A 13,108-nucleotide genomic window follows, 5' to 3' on the forward strand; every position below is an offset into this window, starting at 1 on the left:
GCTTTCAAGTCAACAAAACCCTTATTCAGCAGCTTCCGCCTGAATAAAGCCGCCAGATTGACGATGCCAGAACCGCGCATACAGACTGCCCTGATCCAGCAGCGTCTCATGTGTTCCGCTTTCGACAATCCGCCCCTGGTCCAGGACAACGATCCGATCCATCTCGCTGAGGGTGGACAGCCGGTGTGCAATGGCCAGAACGGTCTTACCCTCCATTACCCGATGCAGCGCGGTCTGAATCGAGGCTTCGACCTCGGAATCAAGTGCCGAGGTTGCTTCGTCCAGAACCAAAATCGGCGCGTCCTTCAGAATGGCACGGGCCAAAGCGATCCGCTGACGCTGTCCGCCGCTGAGTTTTACACCCCTTTCGCCCAGATGAGCGTCATAGCCTTGGCGACCGTTAGCATCCTCAAGGCTGAGGATGAATTCATGCGCCTCGGCCTTTTTCGCAGCGGTTATCATCTCATCCTCGGACGCATCCGGGCGACCGTACAGGATGTTTTCGCGCGCCGAACGGTTGAACATTGCTGTTTCTTGTGTGACCATACCGATCTGGCGGCGCAGGCTGTCTTGTGTCACCTGCGACACGTCTTGCCCGTCAATACGAATAGCGCCACTTTCCCTGTCATAGAGTCGAAGCAGCAAGGACACGAGCGTCGACTTACCCGCGCCCGAGGCGCCGACGATACCCAGCTTTTCGCCGGGTTTTATAGTCAGGGTCAGATCTGTAACACCGCCTATGTCCCGACCATAAGCAAAGCTGGCATTTTCGAATGAGATTGATCCGTCGTGCACAACCAGGTCTTTTGCGTCCCCCGCATCCTCGACCCGGTCACGCTTGGCCAGCGTTTTCATCCCGTTTTCGATTTCACCCACATTGGCGTAGAGGCCCATTAGAGTGAAACTGACCCAACCCGTCATTTGCGCAATCCGGATTGAGACGGCACCTGCTGCCACTATATCCCCTGCGGTCGCAATGCCGATTTGCCACAACCAAAGCGTCGCACCCAGCAGCAGAACCGGCAAAACACCAGCCAACGTCATCAGGATAAATCGAAAACTGGCCGAAAGCTTACCGAAATCCAGCGACCGTTCGCGCAGTTCCACCATCGAGTCGCGCGCAGCCCGATCTTCAAAAGCGGAATGTGCAAACAACTTAACCGTCTTGATGTTGGTGATCGTGTCAACGACCTGCCCCGAAACCATCGCCCGCGCCCCGGCCCGCGCGGCAGAGCGTTGACGGATGCGCGGCAAATACCAGCGCACAAGCAGGAAGTAGACCACGAGCCAAGCGGCAAAAGGCAGCATCGCAAGCGGGTGAATAGACCCTAACAAAAGCAAAGACCCCACAAGAGACGCCAGGGCAAATACAATGGCGCTGATCGTTTCTGACACGACCGAAGCCATCGCGTTCGACGTTTGCATCTGCTTCTGTGCGATGCGTCCAGCGAAATCATCGTCGAAATACGTCACCGACTGGCCCAGCGTCCAACGGTTCAACTTGGCCAACACCAAGGGTGTGATGTTGGGCATGACGATGTAATTGTTCGAAACCGAAGACAGGCCAAACAGGATCGGACGCACCAGCATAAAGAAAGCGATCGAGCCGAAGATCATCCACATGTTTTGCACGGTCAGAAAGTTTTCCGGACCGCTAGACGTTGCCACGTCGATCACACGGCCCAAAATCCAAGCCGTGCCCGCCTCCATCGCGCCGGCTGTGGCCGAAAAGAACGCTGCAACAAACAACATCGGCCAAGCACCGGACAGGCTCCAGCGAATGAACGCTCCCAACGTCTGCGGCGGGGGCGTTTCGATGTTTTTGAACGGTTGGATGAGGTCAGCGACCCTCATTCCGCGGCCTCCGGATTCATGAAGCCGCCAGATTGCCGCGCCCAGAACTGCGCGTAAAGACCACGCTGCGTCAACAGGTCGGAATGGGCGCCTTCTTCGACGATGCGGCCATCATCCATGACCAGAATACGGTCCATCTGCGCGATCGTGCTGAGCCTGTGCGCAATGGCGATCACGGTTTTGCCTTGCATCATGCCGTATAGGGTTTCCTGAATTGACGCTTCAACCTCGGAATCTAGGGCGGATGTCGCCTCATCCAACAACAATATCGGCGCATCTTTAAGGATTACCCGTGCCAGCGTCACACGCTGCCGCTGCCCGCCGGACAGCTTTACACCACGCTCGCCCACATGCGCGTCGTACCCCGTGCGTCCTTGCGGGTCTTGCAGGTCAAGGATGAACTCATGCGCTTCGGCCTGCTTGGCGGCGGCGATCATCTGATCCTCGGTCGCATCAGGGCGGCCATAAAGGATATTGTCCCGCACCGACCGGTGCAGCAAAGCGCTGTCCTGCTGAACCATGCCGATATGACTGCGCAGGCTGTCCTGCGTGACATCTGCGATGTTCTGCCCGTCAATCAGGATCGCGCCCCGCTCGACATCATAAAACCGTAATAGAAGCTTAACTAGGGTCGATTTTCCAGCACCGGACCGACCGATCAAACCGATCTTTTCGCCGGGTTGGATGGTTAGGTTGATGTGGTCCAAACCACCGGCTTCGCGACCGTAGTGGTGCGACAGGTCGCGGATATGGATCTCACCCTTGTTCAGTCGCAAGGGTTTCGCAGCGGGCGCATCCAACAGATCAATGGGTTGGGCAATCGTCTCCATCCCCTCGGCCACGATACCAAGCTGGCGGAAAAAGCTGGTCAGCGCCCACATGATCCATCCGGTCATGGCGTTCAGACGAAGAGTCAGTGCGGTGGCAGCCGCAACGACACCAACCGAGGCGGTGCCTTGCATCCACAACGCAATTGCCCAACCAACAACGCCCACAATCAGCATGCCGTTCAAGGTGACCAGAACCGCATCCATGATCGTAAAAATCCGCATCTCAATCTGGAAAGTTCGGCGGGTTTCTTCGATCGCCTCGCGGGCATAGTCCAACTCTTGCGGACCATGGGCGAACATCTTGACGGAATGGATGTTGGTATAGCTGTCCACAACCCGGCCGGTGACAGTCGAGCGCGCATCTGAGGCCGCTTTTGACGCCGGACCGACACGCTGCACCGTCCAGCGCACCAGCATCGCATAAAACGCAAACCAGATTAGCAAGGGGATCAACAAACGCGGATCCGCTGCGTACAGCAAGATCGCCGCACCGATCAGATAGGCTAGCGAGAAGGAAATCGCATCAAAGACCTGAAAGACCACCTCGCCTGCGGCAGGTGGCGTTTGCATGATCCGGTTCGCAATCCGCCCGGCAAAATCGTTTTCGAACCAGCCAACCGATTGGCGCAGCACATGTTTGTGCGCGCGCCAGCGGATCAGCGTGCCAAAGTTAGGCAGGATCGTGTTGTTCAACAGAAGTACGTCGATCAGATGCAGTAACGGACGAAGCAGCAGAACAAACGCCGCCATCAATAACAGCTCTGTCCCGTGGTTCTGCCAGACTTCTGCAGGAGATCCGCCCAGCAGGTCGACAACGCGGCCCATATAATAGATCAACCCGATTTCGACCCCTGCGACGACGATAGAAATCAGTGCGGCCCAGACAAACACCCGGACGAAAGGCCGCGAATAATCCAACATGAACGGCCACAACTTGGTTGGTGGCGCGTCGGTCTCTTTGTAGGCGACAAAAGGGTTAACGAGATTTTCGAAATAGCGAAACATGGAGAGTGCTCCGATTGAGCAAAAATGTAGACGTGCGAAGAAGAATGGCGCCTGAACACCACCCTTTACGGGGCAAGTGTTCTGGCTTTAGCCGAACCAGATCCCGTAATACATTCGCAGTCCTCCATCCATGTGACAGTCGCACGTAACCACAAACGTGTTGGTTTGTCATCCCCTTTTGAGACTTAGCGCTAACTTGCCAGCAACTCCTCGCGCGACAACGCAAAGCCGGACGCGATCCAGCGGTTTTCAAGCTCGGCCAGTTTCTGGCCCAGCGCTGGTCCTGTGAAAGTGGGGATCAGATCCTTGGCTTGAATTGGAAAACGGGCAGCCGCCCCTTTATGCAAGTCATGCCTCAAGGCTTCGGACCAGGGTTGTTCCAGAAAAGCGCAACGCAGAAGAGTCTCGTGCAAACCGCCTTCGTCACCGTAGCGGTAACCCAGCTCGGCCACGCTGGTGGTGGCTTGTGCCTCGTTACGCATACGGGTCAGACGTTGCAATTGCGAACGGCTCAATCGCAATGTCGCTGCGTCTTCAGGCGTGGCGATGGCTGCCAGCCGTCGCACCGGATCGGGATCAGCACCCGCCGCCTGTTCGAGCGCAACAAGAGGCGCAAGGGATCGGTCGTTTGCGCCCGGCAACAGCTGCGCCAAGACACCCGTGCTGCGCATTGTTGCAATTGCAGGGGCCGGATCGGGCGCTGCCAGTAGTTTCAGCAGTTCCGCCCCGACCCGTTCGCGCGACAGTGATTTCAACCCGTCAAGATTGGCACCAATTGCGGAAAGTGCATCTGGGTCGAACCCAGCCTGTGGATCACCATACCAAGCGTGAAACCGGAAATATCGAAGCGAGCGCAAATAATCTTCGCGTATACGATTCTCGGCCGTTCCAATGAACCGCACCCGTCGCGCCTCAAGATCGGGCAACCCTTCAAGCGGATCCAACACAGTGCCATCTGGCTGCGCATAGATTGCGTTCATGGTGAAATCGCGCCGGGCCGCGTCTTCCTCGACATGATCGGAAAACGCAACAACAGCGCGCCGCCCGTCGGTTTCAACATCTCGACGGAAGGTCGTGATCTCGTGCGGGATACCGGCGCTGACGACCGTGATCGTACCGTGGTCAATACCCGTTGGAATAGCCTTGAGCCCCGCGGCCTGCGCCATCTCAACCACCTGCTGTGGTCGCGCGTCGGTAGCGATATCGATATCCGAGACAGGTGCGCCCAAAAGCGCGTTGCGCACACAGCCACCCACAAAAAGTGCCTGCGCACCAGATGCAGTCAGAGCGGCGCATACCTGTTGGGTCGCTGGTTCACTGACCCAAGGCTCGTTTATCTGCATCATTCATTCACCCGTGCTGCAAGCCCGCGCAATATGCGAGCCGTCGCACCCCAGATATAATAGGGGCCGAACGGAACTGTGTAATATCTGCGTTTCTGACCGCGCCAGCGACGCGACTCAACCAGATAATTCTCGGGATCTAGAAGATGGGCAAGAGGCGTCGAGAAAACCTCATCCACCTCGCCGGGTTCGGGCACAGGTTTGAATGTGTCACGTACCACTGCAACCACAGGGGTGACGTTGAAAGAGGTGACGGTTTCATGCGCCGGCAGAAACCCCAGAACCTCGGGCTGGTCAACGGGCAACCCAATCTCTTCCTGCGCCTCGCGCAGGGCTGCCGCGGTTACGTCGGCGTCACTTTCATCCTGCTTACCGCCCGGAAATGCGATCTGACCGGGGTGATGCTTCAGGGCTGAGGACCGTTTAGTCAAAAGCACCCGAGGCGTTTCATAAGCCAAAGATATGGCCACCAGAACACCGGCAGGACGCAGCCGCCGCCTGGGTGGCAAAACTGTGTCAGGGTTCAGGTCAAAATCGCTGGACCCGTGACCGGGGCGGCGCAAAGCCGCCCGGATCTGTTCAACCGGATCATGCACCTTTTCTGTCTTCAGCTTCAAAGCCCACAGTTGCCGGATCCAGCACGTAATGCGCACCACAGAATTGGCAATCAGCCGTGACCAGACCTTCCGGCGTTGTCATCTTTTCGATGTCCTTCGCCGAATAGATCGACAAGCTCTGGCGCACCCGGTCCTCGGAACAGGTGCAGCCAAATTGAACCGATTGCGCGTCATAAACACGCGGCTGTTCCTCGTGGAACAGACGAACCAATAGATCGGTCGGAGCAACCGAAGGGCCGATCATTTCCAGATCCTCGACAGTATCCAGCAGGATATTGACGCGACCCCAGTTCTCACCCTCTTCGCCGTCCACCAAGTCGCTTGCTGTCAGGATCTCGCCAGTACCTTCACCAGATGCTGCAAAGGGCGAGGCTTTCGGCATGTGCTGCAACATGATGCCGCCGGCGCGCCAATGCTCGCCCACACCAGGCTCGGTCGATTTACCAAAGCTCAACGAGAACCGCGTCGGCAACTGTTCGGATTGCGCGAAATACGCCTCGGCACATGCGCTCAGCGATCCGCCCGCCAGCGGCGTGATACCCTGATACGGTTGCGTGCCTTCGCCCTGGTCGATCATGATGGCAAAATACCCCTCGCCCACCTGATCAAAAGGTGCCGCGTCGGTCAGCCGGTCGCGGTCAAAGCTGGCATATGCACGGATTTGGGCGGCTTGGCCCTCTTCCTGCGGCGCGTAATAGTCGGTTGCGATCATGCGCACCGCCCCTTTGGACTGCACCTGCAACGACAGCTTCCAGCGCAACGCAACGGTCTGGCCGATCAACGCGGTCAGCAAGGCCATTTCAGCCACCAGCGCTTCGACTTGCGGCGGATAGTCGTGCTGCTTCAGGATGCCATCCAGCACGCCATCCAGACGGGCCACGCGGCCACGCATGTCGGATGCATCAAGTTGAAAGGGCAGGACGGTGTCGTCCCACGCGATTTTTGTTCCAAGAGACATGGGGTTTCCTTACACGCCACAGGTTGGCATACCGGCACCATATAGGTCGTACAGATTGGGTTTTAAGGGGCCATACATGATCAGACGGTTTGGTGAAACCCCTCAGGCAGGGCAGAAATACACACTGCGACCGGGAGTGTACGTGCTTTTGCCTCGTGGACGATCATTGTTGGTGACATGGTATGACGACGGCTTCAACCCAGAGCTGCAACTGCCGGGCGGAGGCATTGATCCAGGCGAATCGCCAATCACGGCCCTGCATCGCGAGGTCTACGAAGAAACCGGCTGGCTGGTTGCCAACCCACGTCGCGTCGGCGCCTTTCGCCGCTACGCGTATATGCCCGAATACGATCTGTGGGCGGAAAAGGTCTGCATGATCTATCGCGCGCGTCCTGTCCGCCGCATCGGACCGCCAGCCGAGGCGTTTCACGAAGCACGATGGATAGATGCATCAGATGCGATTGAAAAGCTTGGCAATGACGGCGATCGGCATTTTGCCAAGCTGCACCTTTGGTCGCTTTAAGGGCCGTTATATTCGAAGAACACGGCCGAGACGTCATCCCCTATCCCCTCGTTGGGCGACATCACCTGCGTCAGTCGCCAGAACATGTCATCCAGAAACTCGGATCCGCCATGTTCCGTAACGCAATGTTGTGCCATCTCCTGCAAACCGTTTTCGTCCAACAGACCGCCATCGGCCAGGGGACATTCGGTAAACCCGTCGGAATACAGCAACAGCTTGTCCCCGGGCTGCAATTTTGTCTCGATCTGTTGAAAGCCTGCGTCCTCGATCAGTCCGACAGGCAAACCGCCGTCGCCCAAAAACTCACTACCGCCATCCTTCCGCAACAAAAGAGGGTGCGGGTGCCCGGCCTGCACCATCTTCATTAGACCGTTGCGCAGGTCGACGATGGCATAAACCATCGTGAAATATTCTTCGATCCCCGTATCCGCCATCAGCCTTGAATTGAGCGTTTTGGCGACATCCTCGGGCGGTAAAAGTGCGTAGAATTTGTTAAATCGCTGTTCCATTGCGACGTTCTGATCAAAGTGCTTACTGGACAGATAGCTGCCCAACCGGGCCGTCATCATGGCCGATGTGATCCCGTGGCCGGACACATCAATGCTGTAGAACCCCAACCGATTCACGCCGGGCGAGAACATGCCAACAAGATCGCCGCCAATATGGCCGCACGGTTTCAGCAACAGGCTGACCCGCGAGTTGCCAAAGTCGCGCATTAGTTCAGGCACCAGCGATTCCTGAATCTTACGCGCCTGCATCAAATCCTTGTCGATCGCGTCATGCGCCAGCTTCAGCTCTTCCAGCGCGGATTCAATCAGCCTGTTTTTCTGCGAAAGCTCGCGCTGCATATCTAAAATACGCGCTCCGGCAGAGATACGCGCGCGCAGTTCATCCGCCTCCAAAGGTTTGATGAGGAAATCATCAGCCCCGGCATCCAGACCTCGGGCGACTTCTTGCTTTTCGCTCTTGGACGTCAGCAGAATGAAATAGCTGTATTGGTCCGAATTCAGCGCGCGGAACGCGCAGCAGAACTCCAGACCACTCATCCCCGGCATAACCCAGTCGCTAAGAACAAGATCGGGCGGGTCTGTCTGGCAAAGCTCCAACGCGGCCTCGCCGGTATCGGCCTCGACCACATCAAACCCCCATTTCCTGAGAGAGGCCACCAGGATGAGCCGCTGCAAACGGCTGTCATCCACAACCAGCACCTTGCGGATCGCGCCGAAGTCCAGATCTGATCTGGTGTCCTCAAGACTCGCCCTTGGTACCATTTACACTCAGCTCTTACAAAATTGACCGGTCAAAGAGACCCTAGCGTCTGCGGGCTTAACATCCGGTGAAGACCCGACTCACGTTCAAATGGTGCCCTTAACCTGGTTTTTACCAGCCGTGGTTTAACCAGAACCTTGAAGGTTAAATGGCAGGTATCTCACAATGATCCACTGGGACAGAGTCAGGCAATTGCGGGACGAAGTTGGCCCAGATGAATTTGACGAGGTGGTCGAGATTTTTCTGGAAGAGGTGCAAGAGGTTATCGCGCGTCTGCATCACGATACCAACCGAATCGAATTGGAACAGAACCTGCATTTCCTGAAAGGCAGCGCTCTCAGCCTTGGGTTCGATCAATTCTCGAAACTCTGCCAGGATGGCGAACGGCAGGCCGCGGCAGGTCAAGGCGTAGAAGTTGATCTGCCGGCCCTGCTGGCGCTTTTTGACAGCTCGAAACTCAAGTTCGAAGCAGAGTTGCAACAGAATCTCTGCTAGATCACAAACTGCGCCAGGGTCTCGTCCTCGGTGATGTCTGTATAGGTGAACCCGGCCTCATCCAGATGCGCAAACAGGCGCATGAAGTTTTCAGGTTTGCGGGTTTCAATCCCGATCAGGACCGAGCCGAAATTGCGCGCTGATTTTTTCATGTATTCAAAGCGGGCGATGTCGTCTTCGGGGCCAAGAATACCAAGGAACTCTTTCAGCGCACCCGGGCGCTGCGGCAGGCGCAGGATAAAGTACTTTTTCACCCCCGAGTAACGCTGCGCGCGTTCTTTGACCTCGGGCAAACGTTCGAAATCGAAATTACCACCGGACGTCACGCAGACTACGGTCTTGCCGCGCACAAAGCTTTGGACGTCACCCACCGCCTCAATCGCCAAAGCCCCAGCCGGTTCAAGCACGATGCCTTCGACATTCAACATTTCAATCATAGTGGCGCAGATACGGTCTTCGGACAGGACCAGCACATCCGACAGGTGGCGCGATTTCAGCAAATCGAACGGTTTCTCACCAATTCGTCCGACCGCCGCGCCATCGACGAAGGTATCCACATGATCCAGCACAACGGGATGCCCTGCCGCCAATGCAGCACGCAGACATGCGCCCCCAGCGGGCTCGACAAACAAGCAATGACTGCGATCCCCGAACCACGTCGCCACGCCCGAGGACATGCCGCCACCGCCCACCGGCAACACGACATGATCTGGCACCCCGCCCAGTTGCTCTTCGATCTCAACCGCCAATGAGGCCTGACCTTCGATCACATCCGCGTCGTCGAACGGTGACAGGAAATGCCCGCCCTGCTGCGTGCACCACGCTTGGGCAGCTGCCAGCGTGTCATCGAAATAGTCTCCGGTCAGGTGAATCTCGATATTTTCGCCGCCAAAGATACGAGTCTTTTGGATTTTCTGCTGTGGCGTCGTGACCGGCATGAAGATCACGCCCTTGACCCCCAGATGCTTGCACATGAAGGCCACACCCTGTGCGTGATTGCCCGCGCTGGCACAGACAAATAGGTCCTGCCCCTGCTGCTTGCGCATCGCGTTGAACGCGCCGCGAATCTTATACGACCGCACCGGGCTCAGGTCTTCACGTTTGAGCCAAATGTCCGCGCCATAACGGTCGGACAGATGGGCATTCCGCTGCAAAGGCGTTGCAGGAAACACAGAGCGCATCGCTTGTTCTGCGGCGCGGGCGCGGGTCATGAAATCAGTCATGTCCGCCTCACTGCCGTATCACCGCGATAAGGGCAAGGAATACATATGTGTACGGGCTCAGGACAGCTGGCGCTTTTCGAAAAAGACACCGTACATGGTGGTAAAGATGCTGACATTGATCATCGGAAGGATGAGCGTGCCGAAAAACACGGTCAGCAACACTCCAACAACCGGAATAATCGCCAGAGCGGTGAAAATCAATTGCACCAGAACCTGGAACAGGAACGCAACAACCAGCAACACCAAAATAGAAGGGCCGACGCCAGTTGTGTTGCTCCAAGCGTCTTTTAGTGAGATCGGGCTTCCAATTGCAGCCGCCGGAAGAATTATGGAAAGGCGGAAGAAGCAAATGACCAGAAAAACCGTGTAGGAAATCAAAATAATAAGGGAAAGCCACGCAAGGCTTTCGCCCAGAACCGCAACAACCAAGCTCATGGGGATAAATGCGATTGCCATTAGAATTCCCAGCATGAGAAAACGACCGAAGTAGGCTAGAATCCTGTCGAAACGGAATGTTGGAAGCACTCCCGTAGGATACTCTTCTAAAAGGATGAAGCGGTGCCATGACACGGCAATCCAGAACATGGTGCCCAACAACACTACCAGCAGGACGAACATAAAGATCAAGATTGACCCGGCAGTCGTGCCCGGAGGTAATTCGCCAGCATTTTCGTCAAGCGCCTCAAGCGGAATACCAAGGGCCAGAAACAAAGCCACAATTGCGATAGTCGCTATCACCGCAGGCCCAACCGTGATTTGCAGGACCTGTTTCAGGTTACCAAACACCATCCGCACTGAATGAACGAAAATTTGCCATCCCAACATCCGAAAACTGCCCCTTCAACCAAACATTGTTTTAATTGCGTATGTTTCACCCCAATTCCCGCTCTGCGTCAATCCACACAGCTTGCCCCCGAGTTCAAAACCCGTTAGGGGCCAATCGTTCTACGCATAAAGGGAAGTCAGATGTCCGCGCCCAAGAAAGTTGTTCTGGCCTATTCCGGTGGCCTTGATACCTCGATCATTCTGAAATGGCTGCAGACCGAGTATGGTTGTGAGGTCGTGACCTTCACCGCCGATCTGGGTCAGGGTGAGGAGTTGGAGCCCGCCCGCCAAAAGGCTGAACTGCTGGGGATCAAGCCCGAGAACATCTATATCGAGGACATCCGCGAAGAGTTCGTGCGCGACTTTGTCTTCCCGATGTTCCGCGCCAATGCGGTCTATGAAGGGCTGTATCTATTGGGCACGTCGATCGCGCGCCCTCTGATCTCGAAACGCCTGGTTGAGATCGCCGAGGCCACCGGTGCCGATGCTGTTGCGCACGGCGCGACCGGCAAGGGCAACGATCAGGTTCGCTTTGAACTGGCAGCTTACGCCCTGAATCCCGAGATCAAGGTGATTGCGCCCTGGCGTGAATGGGACCTGACCAGCCGCACCAAACTGCTGGAGTTTGCGGAACAGAACCAGATCCCGATTGCCAAGGACAAGCGCGGCGAGGCTCCGTTCTCGGTCGATGCGAACCTGCTGCACACCTCGTCCGAGGGCAAGGTTCTGGAAGACCCTGCCGACATGGCGCCTGACTACGTCTATCAGCGCACCGTCCATCCCGAGGATGCGCCAAACGAGCCCGAGTTCATCGAGATCGGCTTTGAAAAAGGTGACGCGGTCAGCATCAATGGCGAAGCGATGAGCCCGGCCACCATCCTCACCAAGCTGAACGAATATGGCGGAAAGCACGGCATTGGCCGTCTGGATCTGGTCGAAGGCCGCTTCGTGGGCATGAAGTCGCGCGGCATCTATGAAACACCCGGCGGCACCATCCTGCTGGAAGCGCATCGCGGGATCGAATCCATCACCATGGACCGCGGCGCGATGCACCTGAAAGACCAGCTGATGCCGCAATATGCCGAGCTGATCTATAATGGCTTCTGGTATTCGCCCGAGCGTGAGATGCTGCAAGCCGCCATCGACAAATCGCAAGAGCATGTCACCGGCACCGTTCGTGTGAAACTGTACAAGGGTCTGGCCTCGACCGTAGGCCGCTGGTCGGATCACTCGCTGTACTCCGAGGCGCACGTGACCTTTGAGGAAGACGCTGGTGCATACGATCAGACAGACGCAGCCGGTTTCATCCAGCTGAACGCACTACGCCTGAAACTTCTGGCCGCACGCGACAAGCGTTTGTCCAAGTGATCGACGAAGACGATAACGACGACGAACTCGATATGTTCATCGAGGCGCAGGACACGGTTTGGGCCGATGTCCTGCGTGAATTGGAACAGGGGCAGAAAACCAGCCACTGGATGTGGTTTGTGTTTCCGCAACTGGCCGAGCTGGGCCAATCTCATATGGCGCAGCTTTACGGCATAGAAGATCTGGACGAGGCAACGAGCTATCTGAACCACCCTGAACTGCGCCGTCGGCTGACGGAAGCAGCGTCGCTGATGCTGTCGCACAAAGGGCGAGATGCGGCTGACATTCTGGGTGGGGTTGATGCAAAGAAGCTTCGATCTTCGATGACGCTGTTTTCTTCTGTCGCGGATGCTCCGGTCGAATTTCAGGCTGTTCTCGACGCCTTTTACGATGGTCAGGCCTGCGATCGCACAACGCAGATGCTTGGTGCGTCATAAAGCCAAGCTCCCGTTGGGTCAGCCTTGCCTGCGCGCCGTCTGACCCTTTACGCATTCGGAAACTGCGAAAGGAACCCGGATGCTTGAAGACATCGCTGATGGAATTCAAAAGGGCCTGAACGGCAAAACCTTTGATGGCTCGTTGAAATTCGACTGTGGCGCAGACGGGGTGATTGTTCTGGCCGACAATCAGGCCACGACGCAGGATCAGGACACGGATTGCACCATCCGTATCTCACAAGACAACCTGACCAAGCTGCTGACAGGGAAACTGAACCCGATGACGGGTGTCGCTATGGGCAAGCTCAAGATTTCGGGCAATATGGGCGTCGCGATGAAGCTGGGTCAGCTGCTCGGCTAA

The 13,108-nt window shown here is 56.6% G+C and carries 13 protein-coding genes; 5 read left to right on the top strand and 8 right to left on the bottom strand.

Annotation, left to right across the window (positions count from 1 at the left end; genetic code table 11):
• Window positions 1-21 precede the first annotated feature (21 nt).
• From GOV85_RS12540 to GOV85_RS12560, 5 genes are all read right to left on the bottom strand, one after another.
• A complete protein-coding gene (locus tag GOV85_RS12540) occupies window positions 22-1,854 on the bottom strand; it encodes an ABC transporter ATP-binding protein (RefSeq protein WP_171178617.1) in 1,833 nt (610 codons plus the stop codon).
• A complete protein-coding gene (locus GOV85_RS12545; protein ID WP_171178620.1) occupies window positions 1,851-3,689 on the bottom strand; it encodes an ABC transporter ATP-binding protein in 1,839 nt (612 codons plus the stop codon). The genes GOV85_RS12540 and GOV85_RS12545 overlap by 4 nt, the downstream gene beginning before the upstream one ends.
• A 191-nt stretch (window positions 3,690-3,880) precedes the next feature.
• Complete coding sequence (locus GOV85_RS12550; protein ID WP_171178622.1) at window positions 3,881-5,035, bottom strand: CCA tRNA nucleotidyltransferase; 1,155 nt, start codon at window positions 5,033-5,035, stop codon at window positions 3,881-3,883.
• Window positions 5,032-5,649: a CoA pyrophosphatase gene (locus GOV85_RS12555; protein ID WP_254442985.1), complete on the bottom strand. Its 618-nt coding sequence runs from the start codon at window positions 5,647-5,649 to the stop codon at window positions 5,032-5,034. Before GOV85_RS12555 ends, GOV85_RS12550 begins: the two co-directional genes overlap by 4 nt.
• On the bottom strand, window positions 5,621-6,607 hold the full coding sequence (locus tag GOV85_RS12560; protein WP_171178624.1) for an Hsp33 family molecular chaperone HslO: 987 nt from the start codon (window positions 6,605-6,607) through the stop codon (window positions 5,621-5,623). Before GOV85_RS12560 ends, GOV85_RS12555 begins: the two co-directional genes overlap by 29 nt.
• Before the next feature lie 76 nt (window positions 6,608-6,683).
• On the opposite strand from GOV85_RS12560, the gene GOV85_RS12565 reads away from it, so the two are divergent.
• Window positions 6,684-7,130: an NUDIX hydrolase gene (locus GOV85_RS12565; protein WP_171178626.1), complete on the top strand. Its 447-nt coding sequence runs from the start codon at window positions 6,684-6,686 to the stop codon at window positions 7,128-7,130.
• Here the strand turns inward: GOV85_RS12565 and GOV85_RS12570 are convergent.
• A complete protein-coding gene (locus GOV85_RS12570) occupies window positions 7,127-8,401 on the bottom strand; it encodes a PP2C family protein-serine/threonine phosphatase (RefSeq protein ID WP_171178628.1) in 1,275 nt (424 codons plus the stop codon). The genes GOV85_RS12565 and GOV85_RS12570 overlap by 4 nt on opposite strands.
• Before the next feature lie 163 nt (window positions 8,402-8,564).
• Between GOV85_RS12570 and GOV85_RS12575 the strand changes: the two genes are divergently transcribed.
• Window positions 8,565-8,894 (top strand): Hpt domain-containing protein, encoded by a 330-nt coding sequence (locus tag GOV85_RS12575; protein WP_171178630.1) that lies wholly within the window; start codon window positions 8,565-8,567, stop codon window positions 8,892-8,894.
• Here the strand turns inward: GOV85_RS12575 and ilvA are convergent.
• Both ilvA and GOV85_RS12585 read right to left on the bottom strand, forming a co-directional pair.
• Window positions 8,891-10,117 (bottom strand): threonine ammonia-lyase IlvA, encoded by a 1,227-nt coding sequence (gene ilvA / locus GOV85_RS12580; protein WP_171178632.1) that lies wholly within the window; start codon window positions 10,115-10,117, stop codon window positions 8,891-8,893. The two genes, GOV85_RS12575 and ilvA, sit on opposite strands and share 4 nt — an antisense overlap.
• A 57-nt stretch (window positions 10,118-10,174) precedes the next feature.
• Entirely contained in the window at window positions 10,175-10,834 is a 660-nt protein-coding gene (locus GOV85_RS12585; RefSeq protein ID WP_348540057.1) for a hypothetical protein, read from the bottom strand.
• A gap of 249 nt (window positions 10,835-11,083) precedes the next feature.
• Between GOV85_RS12585 and GOV85_RS12590 the strand changes: the two genes are divergently transcribed.
• The 3 genes from GOV85_RS12590 to GOV85_RS12600 all read left to right on the top strand — a co-directional run bounded on the left by GOV85_RS12590 (window position 11,084) and on the right by GOV85_RS12600 (window position 13,108).
• Window positions 11,084-12,310: an argininosuccinate synthase gene (locus tag GOV85_RS12590; protein WP_171178636.1), complete on the top strand. Its 1,227-nt coding sequence runs from the start codon at window positions 11,084-11,086 to the stop codon at window positions 12,308-12,310.
• A gap of 32 nt (window positions 12,311-12,342) precedes the next feature.
• Window positions 12,343-12,747: a DUF1810 domain-containing protein gene (locus GOV85_RS12595; protein ID WP_171178866.1), complete on the top strand. Its 405-nt coding sequence runs from the start codon at window positions 12,343-12,345 to the stop codon at window positions 12,745-12,747.
• Window positions 12,748-12,826: 79 nt separating this feature from the next.
• Window positions 12,827-13,108 carry an SCP2 sterol-binding domain-containing protein gene (locus GOV85_RS12600; RefSeq protein WP_171178639.1) on the top strand — a complete coding sequence of 94 codons (282 nt, stop codon included), beginning with the start codon at window positions 12,827-12,829 and terminating at the stop codon, window positions 13,106-13,108.

Source organism: Ruegeria sp. HKCCA4633, from assembly GCF_013034605.1.
In the GTDB taxonomy this organism is placed as follows: domain Bacteria; phylum Pseudomonadota; class Alphaproteobacteria; order Rhodobacterales; family Rhodobacteraceae; genus Ruegeria.

Bases quoted from the DNA above. Each gene is read 5' to 3' on its own strand.
- GOV85_RS12540 (WP_171178617.1), bottom strand. From the start codon at position 1,854: ATGAGGGTCGCTGACCTCATCCAACCGTTCAAAAACATCGAAACGCCC.
- GOV85_RS12545 (WP_171178620.1), bottom strand. From the start codon at position 3,689: ATGTTTCGCTATTTCGAAAATCTCGTTAACCCTTTTGTCGCCTACAAA.
- GOV85_RS12550 (WP_171178622.1), bottom strand. From the start codon at position 5,035: ATGATGCAGATAAACGAGCCTTGGGTCAGTGAACCAGCGACCCAACAG.
- GOV85_RS12560 (WP_171178624.1), bottom strand. From the start codon at position 6,607: ATGTCTCTTGGAACAAAAATCGCGTGGGACGACACCGTCCTGCCCTTT.
- GOV85_RS12565 (WP_171178626.1), top strand. From the start codon at position 6,684: ATGATCAGACGGTTTGGTGAAACCCCTCAGGCAGGGCAGAAATACACA.
- GOV85_RS12570 (WP_171178628.1), bottom strand. From the start codon at position 8,401: ATGGTACCAAGGGCGAGTCTTGAGGACACCAGATCAGATCTGGACTTC.
- GOV85_RS12575 (WP_171178630.1), top strand. From the start codon at position 8,565: ATGATCCACTGGGACAGAGTCAGGCAATTGCGGGACGAAGTTGGCCCA.
- ilvA (WP_171178632.1), bottom strand. From the start codon at position 10,117: ATGACTGATTTCATGACCCGCGCCCGCGCCGCAGAACAAGCGATGCGC.
- GOV85_RS12590 (WP_171178636.1), top strand. From the start codon at position 11,084: ATGTCCGCGCCCAAGAAAGTTGTTCTGGCCTATTCCGGTGGCCTTGAT.
- GOV85_RS12595 (WP_171178866.1), top strand. From the start codon at position 12,343: ATGTTCATCGAGGCGCAGGACACGGTTTGGGCCGATGTCCTGCGTGAA.
- GOV85_RS12600 (WP_171178639.1), top strand. From the start codon at position 12,827: ATGCTTGAAGACATCGCTGATGGAATTCAAAAGGGCCTGAACGGCAAA.